This is a genomic window from Sporomusa rhizae (assembly GCF_041428845.1).
GTDB lineage: Bacteria > Bacillota > Negativicutes > Sporomusales > Sporomusaceae > Sporomusa > Sporomusa rhizae.
The window spans coordinates 679450-694954 of the sequence record NZ_CP156925.1 but is presented as its reverse complement, the minus strand read 5'-3'; the positions used below and the strand labels follow the sequence as shown (position 1 = coordinate 694954).

14 protein-coding genes and 3 riboswitches are annotated in these 15505 nt (G+C 44.3%); of the genes, 2 read left to right on the top strand and 12 right to left on the bottom strand.

The features are described 5' to 3' along the window. Nucleotides 1–84 precede the first annotated feature (84 nt). From SRRS_RS03155 to SRRS_RS03135, 5 genes are all read right to left on the bottom strand, one after another. Nucleotides 85–318, bottom strand: coding sequence for a hypothetical protein (locus SRRS_RS03155; protein WP_371366154.1), 234 nt, complete (start codon nucleotides 316–318; stop codon nucleotides 85–87). Nucleotides 319–480: 162 nt separating this feature from the next. Next, nucleotides 481–659, bottom strand: a riboswitch (cobalamin riboswitch). 139 nt (nucleotides 660–798) lie between these two features. Then, nucleotides 799–1641 (bottom strand): energy-coupling factor ABC transporter ATP-binding protein, encoded by an 843-nt coding sequence (locus SRRS_RS03150; protein ID WP_371366152.1) that lies wholly within the window; start codon nucleotides 1639–1641, stop codon nucleotides 799–801. Nucleotides 1642–1665: 24 nt separating this feature from the next. Further along, nucleotides 1666–2430, bottom strand: coding sequence for a cobalt ECF transporter T component CbiQ (gene cbiQ / locus SRRS_RS03145; protein ID WP_371366151.1), 765 nt, complete (start codon nucleotides 2428–2430; stop codon nucleotides 1666–1668). A 42-nt stretch (nucleotides 2431–2472) separates the two neighbouring features. Next, nucleotides 2473–2754, bottom strand: a complete 282-nt coding sequence (locus SRRS_RS03140) for an energy-coupling factor ABC transporter substrate-binding protein (RefSeq protein WP_371366150.1) — start codon at nucleotides 2752–2754, stop codon at nucleotides 2473–2475. Further along, nucleotides 2751–3497, bottom strand: coding sequence for an energy-coupling factor ABC transporter permease (locus SRRS_RS03135; RefSeq protein ID WP_371366148.1), 747 nt, complete (start codon nucleotides 3495–3497; stop codon nucleotides 2751–2753). Before SRRS_RS03135 ends, SRRS_RS03140 begins: the two co-directional genes overlap by 4 nt. A gap of 216 nt (nucleotides 3498–3713) precedes the next feature. Further along, nucleotides 3714–3895, bottom strand: a riboswitch (cobalamin riboswitch). Nucleotides 3896–3978: 83 nt separating this feature from the next. On the opposite strand from SRRS_RS03135, the gene SRRS_RS03130 reads away from it, so the two are divergent. Continuing rightward, entirely contained in the window at nucleotides 3979–4860 is an 882-nt protein-coding gene (locus SRRS_RS03130) for a LysR family transcriptional regulator (RefSeq protein ID WP_371366146.1), read from the top strand. Between the two features lie 324 nt (nucleotides 4861–5184). Beyond that, nucleotides 5185–5269, top strand: a riboswitch (cyclic di-GMP riboswitch). Nucleotides 5270–5373: 104 nt separating this feature from the next. Continuing rightward, nucleotides 5374–7362 (top strand): methyl-accepting chemotaxis protein, encoded by a 1989-nt coding sequence (locus tag SRRS_RS03125; RefSeq protein ID WP_371366144.1) that lies wholly within the window; start codon nucleotides 5374–5376, stop codon nucleotides 7360–7362. 130 nt (nucleotides 7363–7492) lie between these two features. Here the strand turns inward: SRRS_RS03125 and fucO are convergent, their stop codons facing one another. From fucO to SRRS_RS03090, 7 genes are all read right to left on the bottom strand, one after another. Next, on the bottom strand, nucleotides 7493–8644 hold the full coding sequence (fucO, locus tag SRRS_RS03120) for a lactaldehyde reductase (RefSeq protein ID WP_371366142.1): 1152 nt from the start codon (nucleotides 8642–8644) through the stop codon (nucleotides 7493–7495). Between the two features lie 44 nt (nucleotides 8645–8688). Continuing rightward, nucleotides 8689–9582: a dihydrodipicolinate synthase family protein gene (locus tag SRRS_RS03115; protein WP_371366140.1), complete on the bottom strand. Its 894-nt coding sequence runs from the start codon at nucleotides 9580–9582 to the stop codon at nucleotides 8689–8691. A 50-nt stretch (nucleotides 9583–9632) separates the two neighbouring features. Beyond that, on the bottom strand, nucleotides 9633–10739 hold the full coding sequence (locus tag SRRS_RS03110; RefSeq protein ID WP_371366138.1) for an L-rhamnose mutarotase: 1107 nt from the start codon (nucleotides 10737–10739) through the stop codon (nucleotides 9633–9635). Next, nucleotides 10733–11995 (bottom strand): L-fucose:H+ symporter permease, encoded by a 1263-nt coding sequence (gene fucP, locus SRRS_RS03105; protein ID WP_371366136.1) that lies wholly within the window; start codon nucleotides 11993–11995, stop codon nucleotides 10733–10735. The genes SRRS_RS03110 and fucP overlap by 7 nt, the downstream gene beginning before the upstream one ends. Before the next feature lie 16 nt (nucleotides 11996–12011). Next, a complete protein-coding gene (locus tag SRRS_RS03100; protein WP_371366134.1) occupies nucleotides 12012–12791 on the bottom strand; it encodes an SDR family oxidoreductase in 780 nt (259 codons plus the stop codon). A gap of 26 nt (nucleotides 12792–12817) precedes the next feature. Beyond that, entirely contained in the window at nucleotides 12818–14335 is a 1518-nt protein-coding gene (locus SRRS_RS03095) for a UxaA family hydrolase (RefSeq protein WP_371366132.1), read from the bottom strand. A gap of 196 nt (nucleotides 14336–14531) precedes the next feature. Next, a complete protein-coding gene (locus tag SRRS_RS03090) occupies nucleotides 14532–15311 on the bottom strand; it encodes an IclR family transcriptional regulator (RefSeq protein WP_371366131.1) in 780 nt (259 codons plus the stop codon). Between the last annotated feature and the right edge of the window lie 194 nt (nucleotides 15312–15505).

Here is a 15505-nt window from a genome sequence, read left to right as displayed (position 1 = left end):
CTTGACATATATAGGTTTGCTAATTTGTCAACATACATCAGATATAAATATCAAAATTTCAACATACCTCATTCTTATTTACCCTTATACTGAATGAACACAATCCCAATCTTGCCGCAAAAAACATTCGCCATCTTCCTTATAGACCTTCTTAATATTGATTCCGGTATCAGCTCCGATATCGGCCCCGATAACCAGATTATTATTAACAATACTAAGTGGTATATAGGAAGCACCATCCATATTATTAATTTTATTGTTCACTATTTTTTGCTGTGCCTTTGTCAATGAATTTCCCAAACTAATTACTCTTAACATATTTTACCCTCCAACTAACTATATAAATTTCATTTTTCATCACAAATATCAAGCCCTTTCCGTATAACACAGAAAGGGCTAATTATAAGAAAATCAATTAATTCCGTCGAAAAACGGAATCATGACTGTTCCAATAATCCCCTCCCCATCTCTCGCAGGTCAAGCGGCGATTGTCAAATAGGCAGTTCTTCTGACTCAGGTTCATTGGTTGCCTGCGCCTTCCCGGATTACTCCAGTGACATGTTTGCAGGTTTCCTTCCCCTTACAGCGGCGGGACCGTGACGGCTTTTCACCGTTCTTCCCTATTAAGCCCGTTGGGCACCTATTCCTATCATTTTTTTGTTTTTCAGTTCATTACTTACATAACGTTATACAAAAATATTTTTATTAATTATAATATAACAGGACTATTTACATATGTAAAATATTTATATCGACTCATAATTATTCGATTTTCGAATGATTATGAGAAATATGTAGTCATGGGCGTGAGCTCGTTAAAAGATTGATTAACTCCGCCGCCGTTCGCGGCAAGTGATTACCGGGAAGTATAAGTTGGCGCTGCCGCAATTCATTATATATTTCGCCAAGCACCGGCTGAGCATAACCAAACGCTGTATGGTCTGAACGGACAAGCACATCGGCAGGATTGCCACTAGCCACTGTTTGGCCCTGCGATAATACATAGACAAAATCCGTCCATCCCCACACCCATTCAACATCATGTGTCGCCACTACCAATGTCGTGCCTTGGTTGTGCAGCCTTGCCATAATATCATTCAAATTCAGCACCCCTGGATAATCGAGTCCAGCCGTTGGTTCATCCATGATAAGAACTTCCGGCTCCATAGCCAGTACGCCCGCCATTGCGACCCGTTTTTTTTGCCCATGGCTTAAAAAGTGTATAGGTTCGTTGCGGTATTCCAGCATTTTGACAGCATCCAGTGCGGCTTCCGCTCTCTTATGAGCAACCTTCGGCGTTAATTTCAAATTCATTGGGCCAAATAATACATCGTCCAATACACTTCCGGCAAACAGTTGCGCATCCGGATCCTGAAACACCAGCCCCACCCGCTGCCTTAGCATGGTAACAAAGGATCTGGAGTACTCATATGCTTGCCCCTCATATAAAAGACTTCCTGCCTGTGGCCGAAGGATAGCATTGAGATGCAAAAAGAGCGTAGACTTACCGGCTCCATTGGGTCCTACCAAAGCAATTCTGGCACCACGTGGAATACTCATTTGAACACAATCCAAGACTTTTTTAGCTAAATGATAGCTAAAAGAAAGATTACGTACTTCGATCAGTGAGGTTGTTGACATGCAAAAAGCTCCTTACAAGCATTTTCACCTAATGGCCGCAGTGCCTATTAAACCGGCAAGTAACCCCAAAATCACCAACAGCCGGTAGAAGTTCACTGGTTGACGAGCATACTGAAATATCAGTTGATTGCTGTAATTTCTGGCTAATAGCGCGATATATAGTTCATGTGATGTAACAAACGACTTACGGCCAACATTGGCAGCCAACAAACCCAGTGAGTAAAGAGACTGCGTCATTCCCGAATAGCCCAGCCGTGATTGCTGCGCCATATAAATCTGTGCCAGCGCTTCATGAAAGACAAAAATAAACCGGTAAGTAAGCAGAGCAATTTCCATCACTACGCGTAAAGGGGAAAAACGTGAAAAAATCGCGGTAATATACGCCACCGGAGTAGTTGTTGCCAACATAAATAAGCAAGACAGCGAAGCCATACTCCTGAGAAGTAAGCCTTGCACCCGAAAAACATCCTCAAGAGTAATTCCGATATATAGCGTCCCTATTGACAACAGAAACCACGCCGAAAACGGCTGGGTCGAAAAGCTGAGAAGCACAGAAACCAATCCTGCAACTAAAAAACCAAGAGGTATTAGCCAGAGCTGTAAAATATATCGCACAGGAATACGGGCATATAGCATCACCGCATGCATAAGCAAAATGATGCTTAAGAGGGTTACCGGCTGAGGAAAACACAACGCCACAGCTAAAGTACCTCCGCCTAATACCATTTTCTCCGTCACACTGACTTGGCGCAATGCATTATTATAGGCCAGATAATCCAAATAAAACATTTATCATTCTCCCGCCCCGGCTATTTTGTCACTTAGCCTTGCTCACTCTGTTCTAGAAGCATTCCGCCCTCGATAATACCCAAAAAAATAACCAAGAAACCCTGCTCCAAGCCCGGCTTGTACCGCAAACAAAAAGCTTTCCACCTCACCGGAGGGCGGCTCCCAAATAGTATTAAACCATGGTTCATAATCCGGGCTAACGCCTTTCACTATACCGACTAATTGTTCGTCGGCTCCGGAAAAAATCCCATCAGTATGAATAATGAGAGGTACTACCGCCAATGCAATAACAAAAAGCAGCAATATGACATTTTGTTTTTTCATATTTTTGGATCTCCCTCCTTATGAGGCCATAATGAAATTAATCCCTGTTTATCGTAACTTTGCAGCATATTGTAAACTATCACACTTAAAAATCCTTCGCTGACGGCTAAAGGAATTTGCGTGAGCGCAAATACCCCTAAAAATTTAAGATAGGAACCAATAAAACCGGTTGTTGTATCGGGGAATGCCATGGCTAACTGACCGGCGGTAACCATATAGGTAGTCCAATCGCCAACAGCTGCAGCCAAAAATACAGCAACTTTATCAGACAGCCCTACTTTTCGGCTGACTGTAAACAGAATCCACGCCGTAAAACTGCCGGCAATTCCCATTGAAAAAGTATTCGCTCCCCATGTGGTAATACCACCATGCGCTAATAACAGCGCTTGGAAAACCAATACAATTCCACTTAGAACTGTAGAAATAGAAGGCCCGAATAATATCGCACTTAACCCAACACCGGTAGGATGGGAGCACGAACCGGTAATTGAAGGAATTTTCAAAGCCGACAGAACAAAAATGAATGCACCAGCAAGCCCTAATAACATTTTACGCTCCGGGTAGTCTCTAATGGTTTTTGATATCTTGCTGCTTCCATACAAAATAAAAGGAAGCGTGACAATCAACCAGCCCAATGCGTATTCTTTAGGCAAAAATCCTTCCATAATATGCATGGCAAAGACGTGCGCCGGAGCCACAATGTTCATCAGTAGAAAACAAAATAACAGCTGAAAAATCTTCAAATTATTCACCTATCTTCGTTCAATTTCTTTAAGCATCTTTCTTCAAATACAAGAATTGCCCAGCATATAAAAAATAAATCTCCCGACCATACTGCGGGAGAACAGAGTTAAAAACAGCACTATTATATTGAAAAATCCCGACATAATAAACATCGGGATTTAAAACACAATACAGCCTGTCAGTGCCTTAATCTCCTCCCTATCGCTCGTAGGTCAAACAGTGATTGTTAGATAGGCAGTTCTCCTGGCTCTGAATCATCGCTTGCCCAAACCTTCCCAAGACTTTCATCCCAGTGGCATCTATGGGTTTGCTCCTCATTACAGTGGCGGGACCGCGCCGGTATTACACCGAACTTCCCTATTAAGCCTTCACAGGCACCTACCTCAGCATATAGAATTATAAGTATAAGGTAACCTGATTCACTCAGATTATGCGTACAAATTAAACAGGCAAAAAAAGAAAATATAAGGAGTCATCCATATGGAAATTCGCCAACTTAAATACTTTCTTGCCATTGCGGAAGCCAGACAGATTACCAAAGCAGCAAGCCAACTGCATATCACCCAGCCCCCTTTAAGTCAACAAATGCTTTTACTGGAAAAAGAACTTGGCGTACAGCTTTTGGAAAGAACAAAAAAACAAATTAAATTAACCGAAGCAGGTTGTATATTGCAAAACAGGGCCGAACAAATTATAGAACTCATTAACTCCACTATCAATGAAGTGCAGGAAGCGGCAAACGGTGTAAGCGGCAAGCTTAAAATCGGCACTATCACGTCCTCCGGCAGATCCCTCATACCTGAGTATATACAAAAATTTCACCAAACCTATCCCAAAGTCTCTTTTGATCTGCGTTTGGGAGACTCCCGGCGCATATTAGAACTACTGAATGCAGGCATTATAGAAATCGGATTAGTCCGTCTACCCGTTGATTCTTCACTCTATAACTACATAACCTTACCCAAAGAAAGCATGGTCATGGTTGCCCTGCCTGATACCATTACAACTAGAGATAAAGAGACATTCTCCTTTGATAAAATCAAAGACAAGCCTTTATTACTTCACCGCCGCTATGAATCTATAATTTCCGATTATTGCAGCCAAGCCGGTTTCAAACCAAATATTCTTTGTACCAGTGATGATACAACTTCCTTACTCATTTGGGCTAAGCTGGGCCTCGGAATTGCCATCGTACCGGAAACCGCCATTAATCTTCTGCAAGAATCTCCACTTTTAATACAAAAAATAACCAGTCCTGTTATCATAACCGTGGGCGCAATTATCTGGTTAAAAAAGCATTCCCTTTCAACAGCAGCAACGCATTTCATTGAAATGTTTAACAACGCAACCGGCGCTCTTTAGCTCTTAAAATCTTATAAATAAAACCTAAGGCCATATCTTATTGGCTCAGTCCACGCAAACATTGTTTCCACCTGCGTTTTTGACGCTGTACAGAGCCTGATCCGCACGTTTTACAAGTTCATCCCAATTTTTTGTATGGTAGTCGGCCATGGCTAATTCTCTATTGAACTGGTACCTTCAGGAAAAAAATAAAGCCTTTCTTTTCAGGCAGGATTTATTTTTTAACGACATATTTTTACATAAACTTAAATAATGCTCTTATTTTTTTACAGGACTTTGTCATTGTTTGGAGAAATTAGTATACAGATAGGGAAAATATGCCATGAAATTTGTCGGCAAACCATCTGAAAAGGTGGGACGCAAAGCCATGGGTCTACAGATAATGAATCTAGATCGCCAGGCTGCACCAGTGTATTTGGTGTGCCTGGCTTTTTTCTACGGGTGATATTGAAGCTGCCGTTGGTGCCCATAGGCTGGCAATCCATAAGGAAAATTGGAGGATTGAGATGTTTTATGCGACTTAACAATATTTTTACTACTTTACAGGGGAAAATGAGTCTTTTTTTGGTAATGCTGGCAATCGTTCCAGCTTTAATTATCGGCTATACGGCGAATCAACAAGCCAATTCCCTGTTGGACACAATGACGAAAAACACACACAGGGATCATGTTATCCGGGTAGCGGACCGACTGGAGCAGTATTTACATGACGGCCAGGCAAGTGTTGCCACGCTGGCGAAAACTCCATATGCCGCCGCTTTCGGTTCGGAGGATCAAACTGCTGTGATGCGTTCCTTTTATGAAGGCAATGGTATGTTTGAACTGATCTTTTGTGTGGATACCCAGGGAATGATAAAAAATACGTGGCCCAAAACCGATTTTGGCGGTAAAAAGGATTTTGCCGATCGCCAGTGGTTTAAGGATGTGGCGGCCGCGCAGAAGCCGGTTATTTCCGATACCTATGTTTCCGCCTTTACCCAGCAGGCCACGGCGCCGGTGATAGCGCCGCTTGTAAATAAGGAAGGACAGATTGTCGGCTATATCGGCGGCAATCTGAAACTCGACAATGTAACCGCCCTGGCACAAGGGCTTAATGCCGGTAATACCGGTAAAGGTGTTGTACTCGATAAGAAATCTTTTTATCTAACGGACAGCCGTGATGAAACCAAGTCAAAACAACATGAACTGTTTAGCGGGCAGAACGTTCTGGACATGACTAAATCCCCGGAAGCGCAAGCCAAATATCTGGGACGGCAATTGACGGCTTTTGCCCCTGTCGGTGAGACGGGTTGGGCCGTGTTGTCCTTTCAGGACATTGCAGAATCCATGTCCAGTGCGGATGATCTTCGCAACCTGATTATTGTGGTCCTTCTGCTGTCTTGCGTTATGCTTGCCGCTATCGGCTTTTTTGCCGTACGAAAAATCAGTCGTCCCATTACCGCTATATCCTCGGTTGCATCGCAAATTGCCAGCGGTCATATTGTTACTCCGGCAGTTACTTATACCGGTCAGGATGAAATCCGGCAGTTGGTGGACTCCTTCCGGGTAATGGCGGAAAATATCCGGCAGTTGATCCGGCAAACAGGCGATGCGGCGAATGCCACAGCAATGTCTGCGGATCAGTTGGCAGCAAGTTCGAAACAAAGCGCAGAAGCATCCGGCCAAATCGCCATGTCGGCTGGTGAGGTGGCAGCAGGGTCGGAAACGCAGCGTCAGGCGGTGGATGATACTACCTTGTTGGTCCAATCTATTTCTGACAAGCTGCAGCATATTGTGTCCGTTGTCGATGAGGTTGTGAACAATTCACAGGGAACCGCCAAAGCAGCGGGAGACGGCAACAACAAAATTGAATTAGCCGTCCGTCAAATGAATGCCATTGAAGATACAGTGTCCAATCTTGCCAAAGTTGTCGGGCAGATGGGAGAACAATCCGACAAAATAGGCCAAATTATCGATACCATTTCCGGTATTGCCAAACAAACCAATCTGCTCGCACTGAATGCCGCTATCGAATCGGCCAGGGCCGGTGAACACGGACGGGGATTTGCCGTCGTTGCCGAAGAAGTAAAGAAACTGGCTGAGCAATCGGAGGTGGCGGCCGCTCAAATCGCCGAACTTATTATGGCGATGCAATCCAGCAGCGGCAATGCGGTTGTTGCTATGTCGGAAGGCAGTAAACAGGTTCAGTCGGGGTCAGAGGCGGTCAGGGCCGCCGGAGTAGCCTTCGGCGAAATTGTCACATTGATTGAAACAACAAAATCAGGCATAGGCAGTGTTGCCGAGGATGTGCAGCAAATGGCCTCAGCCGGTACGCAAATTGCCGGGCAGATGAAGAATATTGATCGTATAAGCCGGGAAAATGCCTCTCATGTTCAGTCTGTGTCGGCTGCTACTGAGGAACAAAGCGCTTCTTTGGAAGAAATCGCTGCGTCGAGTCAGGAATTGCAGACTATGTCGGAAACCGTACGGGCCCTTACCCGGAAATTCACCATACAGGATTAACCAGATCAGCAGTTGCAGCAAACAGGGGCAGTTTACTTTAAAATACACTAGTCAAAAATAAAAGCAGCCTTGCCAATAATTACAAATTGGCAAGGCTGTTCGTTATTCTGATTCAATATTATTAAGTATCTTAGTAGATGGCCTTGTAAATAGCCAACAGTTCCTCTGCCGTTACGTCACGCGGATTACCCGGAGTGCAGGCATCCGCTAAAGCAGACTCAGCCAAAAATTCTAAATCTTTTTCTTTAACGCCCAGTTCGCTTAGGCAGCGCGGAATCTTGATGTCGTCGGCTAATTTCTGCACAGCATCAATAGAGGCCTGGCGGTATTGGTCTTGACTCATACTATCTACGCCTTCTACGCCCATAGCACGTGCTATTTCACGATACCGTTCGCCCGTAGCCGGTGCATTAAATTTTAATACCGGGGCCAGGAGGATGGCGCAGGCCACACCATGGGGAATGTCATAGAGCGCGCTTAACGGATGGGCCATGGAATGGTCGATGCCGAGGCCGACGTTGGAGAAGCCCATGCCGGCAATGTACTGGCCGATAGCCATTTCTTCGCGCGCCTTCATATCACCTTCCACAGATTTACGCAGCCATTTGTTGATAATTTCAATGGCTTTCAAATGCATCATGTCGGTCAGTTCCCAAGCACCCTTGGTGATATAGCCTTCAATGGCATGGACCAAGGCATCCATACCGGTGGCAGCGCACAGGCCTCTCGGCATGGATGCGCACATATCCGGATCAACGATGGCGACGACGGGGATATCGTGGGGATCGGCACAAACGAATTTGCGCCCCTTTTCCCTATCGGTGATAACGTAATTAATGGTAACTTCTGCTGCCGTGCCGCTCGTCGTGGATACGGCGATGAGCGGCATGGCTTTGTGCTTCGTCGGCGAAGCGCCTTCCAGGCTGCGAACATCGGCAAATTCCGGATTCGTCATAATGATGGAAATAGCCTTAGCGGTGTCGATAGCCGAGCCGCCGCCGATAGCGACGATGACATCGGCGCCCTGTTCCTTACAGAAGGCCACGCCTTCCTGGACATTTTCAATCGTCGGGTTGACTTTGATGTGATCGTAAACCGCATAATCAATACCGGCAGCATTCAAGAGATCCGTCACCTTAGCGGCTACCATGCATTTGATTAAATCTGGGTCGGTAGCAACCATGACCTTTTTCAGACCCCGCTTCTTAACTTCATTGACAATTTCACGAATAGCACCTTTACCGAAATAAGATGTTTCATTTAAGATAATACGATTTGCCATTTTACTCCCTCCCTAACCAAACGAGTCTCTTTTGTGACATGAGTTTATTTACGCCATAAATCTTGGGCAATCTCCCGTAATGACTGTTTTACTTCCTCGGTTAACGGCGTTAACGGTTCTTTGCAGTTTTCCTGCATAGGTTTATGTAATTCCTTCATCGCCCATTTCATGACCGGATTGAACGGCGTATATACTTCATAAAACTTCATGCGCTTGTCAATTTCCCGCTGCATGGTTTTAATCTCCTGCAAATCTTCCTGCCGCAATGCTTCGGCAACCTTATGGCAAAGTTCCGGATATACGTTTGAAAGAGCGCCGATACAACCGTTGCCGCCGGAGATCACCGAAGGGATGCAATTGTTGTCATAACCGGTAAATACCTGAAAATCCGGGTATTTACTCTTAATTTCCTGAATGTATTTTTGCGTATGTCTTAGTACAGGGTGGGTATCTTTCACGCCGACGAAATTTTTATGTTTAGCCAGCAGCCGTAAAATGGTATCGACCGATACATCATAGCCGGTACGATCTGCGTAATTGTATAAGAAAACATTACCGTGAATCCGACTCATAACATCATCATAATAATGAAACACATCTTCCTGATTGCAAGCACTGTAATAAGGACCGACAATAATGACCGCATCCGCCCCGGCCTCAATCGCCGCATTGGAAAGGCTAACAGTTTCGGATTTAGCCATCCGCCCCGTACCTGCTAGCACGAAGCCTTTGTTATTGATGTGTTTCACTGCATCGACAATCATGGCCTGGATTTCCTGATAGGTAAACGCATAAAATTCACCGGCACTGCCGCCGACCAGCACCCCATCAATTCCGGCACCGAGAATCTGATCGTATAAAGCATGCATTTCTTCATAATTTACTGTTCCGTCTTCATTTATTGATGTTAAAATTGGACAAATATATTTACAATTCATTTTGCTTCCCCTTTTCTCTGATATGATGATAAAATCCACCTTCCTAATTTTTATTTATTAAGATCGTACACAAGTTTCATGTCAGCCCACCACTCAGACTTAAAAGCGCCCTCGATGCGCATCTGGCACGGATCGGTTTCCTGCCACCATCTCTGCGTTTCAGGATCCTGTGCCATCTTTGCTATGTCGTATTCGAAATCGTCGCCGCAGTACTCCATAATCGAAAAGAGCAAATCATCACGGTTAAAAATCTGATATTTGGTGATACCGCACTCTCTTATCATCTTATTTACGCTGGAGAACGGATTGGCATGCAACTTTTTATAGTACTCTGCCTTTTCCGGACGAAGTCGGATCACACCGGCAAATGTCTGAGGCTTATTGATTTTATAAAGCCTCTTGGTATTTTTGCTGAAAAAGTCTGCATCATCACCAAAGTATTCCCTTACTGCCTGCAAATGGTCCTCAAAGGACGAGTACAACTGGACAACCGGGAAATTTGAAGCATAAATAAGCCGGGAAGGCTCAAATTCACCTGTCAAAAAGTCCAGCAGATTTTTTACAAAAATCTTGTCTTTGGTAGCAAACCCGGAAACCTTGCAGTACACATTAGGCAATGCAGCCAGTTTTCTCATTGCCTGTTTGTAAGCTGCCGTCAACTCTGTTACATTGCCGCAGTGATTGATTACAACCTTGGCCTCTGGAACCTGAGAAACTGCATGATACATATCTTCCAGCTCTTCTACCCGATTGCAGCTCTCAAAAACCATATCCTGTTCCGCCAACACTTCCAGTCCTTCCAGGAAGCTTCGTTCTAAGCACCTGCCGCGCGGCGATGAGTCAATATGAAGCGACTCTCTAACACCGGCAATTCTTAGAGGAAGCCGCATATGAGCGCATAAATGCGGCGCGCGCATAATTCTGGCCAAAGCCTTCGAACCAGGCAGATTAAAAATATACTCATCTTCTTTACCAGCGTCATCACAGTCTACCTCTACGTAAACGCCCCCCTTAAAATCGAGGTCGTATTTACCGTACGCTTTGCACAAATCGTCAACGCTAATGCTTCTTTTAATAGCGGGACATGAATCCAGCCAGGGAAGATTCAATACGGCTAGATCCCAAATGTGAAAGTGACTATCAACTACTTCTAGCAATTTATTATCTCCTTATTCGTCTTTACATCCAAACCACATTCCACGTTACAGCCTTTAAATCCATACCACGCAACATACAAAAAGCAAGGTAAAAGCAGCAGGAAACCAGCAGCTGTACCAAAGTTGTCGGCAATATGGCCCATGAAAAAGGGCATGATCGCCCCGCCAACGATGCTCATAATAATGATACTGGAAGCTGTTTTAACAAGATTCTCAGGAATTCTTACCACACTTAAAGCAAAAATTGTCGGGAAACTAATAGACATAAAGAAAAAAGAGGCGATTAGCAAACATATACTTAGACTGCCGGTGGCAAAGTTTAGGCAAATCATGAGAATCACATTCATTAGGGAATATAAGCCAAGAATTTTACAGGCACTGAATTTCTTCATTAACGGAGTTGTGACAATTCTTCCGACCATGAATGCGATTAAGGCAATCCCGAAGAAATAAGCAGCTTTGCTATCGGATAGTCCCTGCCAGTGCTCAACACTGTAATTAATAAAGAATGCGCCGGCACCAACCTGGGCCGCTACATATAAAAACTGTGCCAGTACGCCAAGTTTAAAATGCTTATAGCTAAAAAGCTGGCTATAGGATCCATTGCCTTCCGCAGAATTCTCGCCGCCGGAAACTTCCGCCCCTTCGGGCATTTTAGTTACAAGGAATAAAAATAGCATACCTAACACAATGGCAGCAATGCCGACGTAAACCATCTGAACATTATGCATATTCTTGGCGATATCATCACTCTTGGCGATAGAAAGAAATAAGGAGCCGCCGATGATTGGCCCTAAAAACTGGCCAAGACCGTTAAAACTTTGGGCAAGATTGATACGAAAGGCTGCGTCTTCATCACGACCAAGCTTTGTGATGTACGGGTTGGCGTTTGTTTCCAAACTGCCAAGGCCACAGGCAATCACAAAAAATGCCGTTAAAAACAGAGAAAAACTGTGAGCATTGCTTGCCGGAACGATAAGCATGGCTCCCACGGCATACAGGAACAGTCCCATGATAATTCCGCCTTTAAAACCATACCGTTTCGCTACCAGTGAAGCGGGCGTGGCGATTACAAAATAACCACCAAAGTAGGCCGCCTGCAACAGACCGGATGTAGCTTTAGTAATACCCAACTGGTTCTGAAAGTTTTTGTTCATAACGTCAATCAAACCATAGCTTAGGCCCCAAAGAAAGAACAACACGGTAACCAAACAAGCTGCTATTTTAATATTTTTACCACTAGCATTTTCGCCCATTTTTCTTCCTCCTTACTTAGCTTAACGCTCTGTCAAGATGAACATAACCGCCGTCGACAAATACCCACTGTGCAGTGGTGTGCGATGACAGCGGGGAAAGCAGGAATACTGCCATATCAGCAATCTCCTCGACAGAGGTAAAACGCTGTTCAAACGGAATTTTGTCCGCAATTACTTTTTTTCTTGCTTCCGGATCTTCAAAGGTTTTAATCCAGTTTGCGTATAGCGGAGTCCAGCATTCACTGACTACAATCGCATTGCTTCGTACATGATCTTTGGCTAAGGCGGCTGCCCATTCGCGGGTCAGACCCAAAATTGCCCCCTTGGCAGCCGCATAGGCGCTGGTCTTACCCTGTCCGGTAAGAGCTGTTTTGGAAGAGATATTTAAAATGGATCCCTGGCTGGCTTTAAGATGCTGAACAGCAGCATGAACAAGTTCATAGTAATGGGTCAGATTTTCATGAAGGCTCTTCTCAAAATCCCGCCAGGACGTTGTTTCGAGATCCTTATTGTCGTTTGCACCGGCGTTATTTACTATACCGTAAATAGCTCCCCTTCGTTTGGCCACGTCGTCGACAATCGGTTGAATTTTATCTGTTTCATTAAGATCAATCTGAATAAATTCATAATCCTGGGTGAGTGCTTCCAGCTCTTCTTTGAATTCAGGCAAGATCGCCGACCGGGAAAGCACAATAGGAATCGCCCCCTCTCTGGCCAGAGCGAGTGTAATACCACCTCCTATACCTTTTCCGCCACCTGTCACAAAAACAACCTTACCTTTTAATTGCAAGTCCATGTCGTTCGACCTCCTTTTAAAATCTATTACACAGTTGTAGCAAGCCGCCAAATAGAAAAGTCATTTTGTCTGTTTATCTCAGCCTTGGTAAGTTGACCATTGCTTACCGCCACAATAAAGTCCAAAATCTCCTCTCCCACTTCCTGAATGTTCTTGGTACCTTCTATCACGGTACCGGCATTTAAATCTATGGAATCATTCATACTGTTAAATACAGCCGAGTTTGATGCCAGTTTTATCGTCGGCGTAACAGCACTTCCGGTCGGGGTTCCGCGTCCGGTGGTAAACACACAAATATTACACCCTCCGGCCACCATGCCGCTTAGCTGTTCTATGTCATTGCCCGGTGTGTTCATAAAAGTAAGGCCCTTATCACTTATTTTCTCAGCGTACTCTTTCACGGCCACAACAGGCTGATTACCTGCTTTGTAGACACAGCCCATCGATTTTTCCTCGATACTGCTCAGGCCGCCTTCAATATTTCCCGGGCTGGGATTGGCACCGCGTATATCGGCATGCGATTTTATTACTATATCTTCATAGCCCTTAATCGTGCTAAGAATTGCCTCTTTCACAGGTTCATTTATTGCTCTCTCTGCCAGAATGTGTTCCGCACCGATAAGTTCTGTTGTTTCAGCCAGTATTACGCTGCCGCCATGCTGAATAATCATATCGGAAGCGGCGCCAAGGCTGGGATTGGCGCTAAGGCCTGAAAAACTATCGCTGCCCCCACACTCGGTGCCAAGCACTACGTCGGCCAAGGTTCCTTCGCTTTTCTGTACTTTGACTGCCTCCGCAAGCATTCTTTTGACGATTTGTACTCCCTTTTCAACACTCTTACGGGTTCCTCCGGCTTCCTGAATCGTAAGGTACTCCACCTTTTTATACGGTGCTTTTTCCCTGATTTCTTCGGCAACAGCCTGTGCCTGTACGACTTCACAGCCAAGGCCTACCACCAAAACACCGTATACATTCGGGTTGGCACCGGTTCCGACGATGACGTCCTGCGTTTGTCTTGCATCGTAGCTTAGCTCACTGCATCCGTGCTGATGTGTAACATAAACAACATTCGTTTCCTCAGTTTTTGCTACATCACTGTACGTTACAGCGTTACCGATATTTTCCACCACTTTATTGGCACAATGCACGCTGGGAATCACCAGAATGTGATTTCTAAAGCCAAAGCTTCCGTCACTTCGTCTATATCCCATAAGCCTGTATGTTTTATCACTTTGAGCAACAGTGGTTTTACGATAAACGTCCTGTCTAATGTCTCTTAGACCGCTGTCCGTATCCCCTCTGCCACGTTCGCCTTCCAGGTTATGTACATGCACCCATTCCCCGGTTTTTATATCGCAGCTTGCAATACCGATGTGCGAAGCGTATTTAATAACAGGTTCGCCTTTTTTTATGTCCGCAGTCGCAAATTTATGGCCTGTGCGTATGTCTTTAAGAATGGTTACGCCAAGAACAACATCGCCTTTTTGAAGAGGCTTTAAAGCTGTTGCAACAGTATCCTGTTGGCTTACATGGATTGCATCCATTTGGCTATCTCCCCTTTCTTTAATTTATGTTCGTATATACTAACGTAGTTTGTATATACTTACTATGGTGAAGTGTAACAAATTTACTACCTATTGTCAAGAATTTAGTGAAAATTAAATAACATAAAAAAAGCACCACAAATGCTAGCATTTGTGGTGCACCTTTAACCGTTGTTTTTACTATTAGAATTTAGTTTCAGTCGGAAAATCGCTTTACTTCCATTGGCAGCAGCGCAAATTCCTTTTCCAGCAATCCGGCATGAAGTTTCAAAACGTGCAAAATTTGCTCGATTTTTTCTGGTGTAGACCGAAATATCGGAAGACTAACGCTAATGGACGCCAGAACCTTGTCAGAGATTTTGATAGGAACAGCCAGACACTCTATGTCGATATTGGTTTCACCTATTTCGTGAGCATATCCATTGCTCCTTACTGCCGCAAGCTGCTGTAAGAGCGTTTTTACATCCGGTGTAGTTCTTGCCGTATATTTTATAAATTCACGCGGATAAAGTTCAACTATCGCCTCATTATTTAAACCGCTAAGAAGACATTTGCCGAGAGCTGTTGCATAGGCGGCAATCGTCTTTCCGGCAGACGATTCAATCCGTATTGCCTGTTTCGGTTCTGTTTTCTCTATATAGAGTACATAGCCTCCGTCCAATATGCCAAGCTGGCATATTTCGTCGCAAGCAGCCACAATTTCTCTCATGTGCGGTTTAAAGATGTCCAAATAATTCAAGGAATGGACGTAAGCATATCCCAGCTTAAAGCAATTTTTACCAATTGCAATTCGTGATCCGATATTCTGAAGAAATCCTTCATGTAAAAGGGTCATGACTATAGGGTGCAACGTGCCTTTGGCAATGCCGGTATGTCTTGAAATCTCAGCAAGAGTAAGCCCATCTACACTGCTATAAATGGCTTCGAAGATTTCCAAGACTCTGAGAGTTGGATTGTGTAATTTAATTTTATCCATATATGCATTATATATAATTAGTTGTTTAATGTAAAGTTATGGTATCGTCTTGTGTCTCCCACTATCTAAAGCCTTTTCTCTTCCAAAAGACGCAAGAAAAACAGCCCTAGTTGAGTCGGTAAAATGCGCCATTTACAAGCCGGGGCAATATATAAAAAATAAAGGATTTTTTCGTTTTTCAATAGAATTATCTT

Coding starts and splice junctions, on each gene's coding strand:
- SRRS_RS03115 (WP_371366140.1), bottom strand. CDS start 9,582: ATGAATTGTAAATATATTTGTCCAATTTTAACATCAATAAATGAAGAC.
- SRRS_RS03090 (WP_371366131.1), bottom strand. CDS start 15,311: ATGGATAAAATTAAATTACACAATCCAACTCTCAGAGTCTTGGAAATC.
- SRRS_RS03150 (WP_371366152.1), bottom strand. CDS start 1,641: ATGTCAACAACCTCACTGATCGAAGTACGTAATCTTTCTTTTAGCTAT.
- SRRS_RS03130 (WP_371366146.1), top strand. CDS start 3,979: ATGGAAATTCGCCAACTTAAATACTTTCTTGCCATTGCGGAAGCCAGA.
- fucP (WP_371366136.1), bottom strand. CDS start 11,995: ATGGGCGAAAATGCTAGTGGTAAAAATATTAAAATAGCAGCTTGTTTG.
- SRRS_RS03100 (WP_371366134.1), bottom strand. CDS start 12,791: ATGGACTTGCAATTAAAAGGTAAGGTTGTTTTTGTGACAGGTGGCGGA.
- SRRS_RS03140 (WP_371366150.1), bottom strand. CDS start 2,754: ATGAAAAAACAAAATGTCATATTGCTGCTTTTTGTTATTGCATTGGCG.
- SRRS_RS03125 (WP_371366144.1), top strand. CDS start 5,374: ATGCGACTTAACAATATTTTTACTACTTTACAGGGGAAAATGAGTCTT.
- SRRS_RS03095 (WP_371366132.1), bottom strand. CDS start 14,335: ATGGATGCAATCCATGTAAGCCAACAGGATACTGTTGCAACAGCTTTA.
- fucO (WP_371366142.1), bottom strand. CDS start 8,644: ATGGCAAATCGTATTATCTTAAATGAAACATCTTATTTCGGTAAAGGT.
- cbiQ (WP_371366151.1), bottom strand. CDS start 2,430: ATGTTTTATTTGGATTATCTGGCCTATAATAATGCATTGCGCCAAGTC.
- SRRS_RS03155 (WP_371366154.1), bottom strand. CDS start 318: ATGTTAAGAGTAATTAGTTTGGGAAATTCATTGACAAAGGCACAGCAA.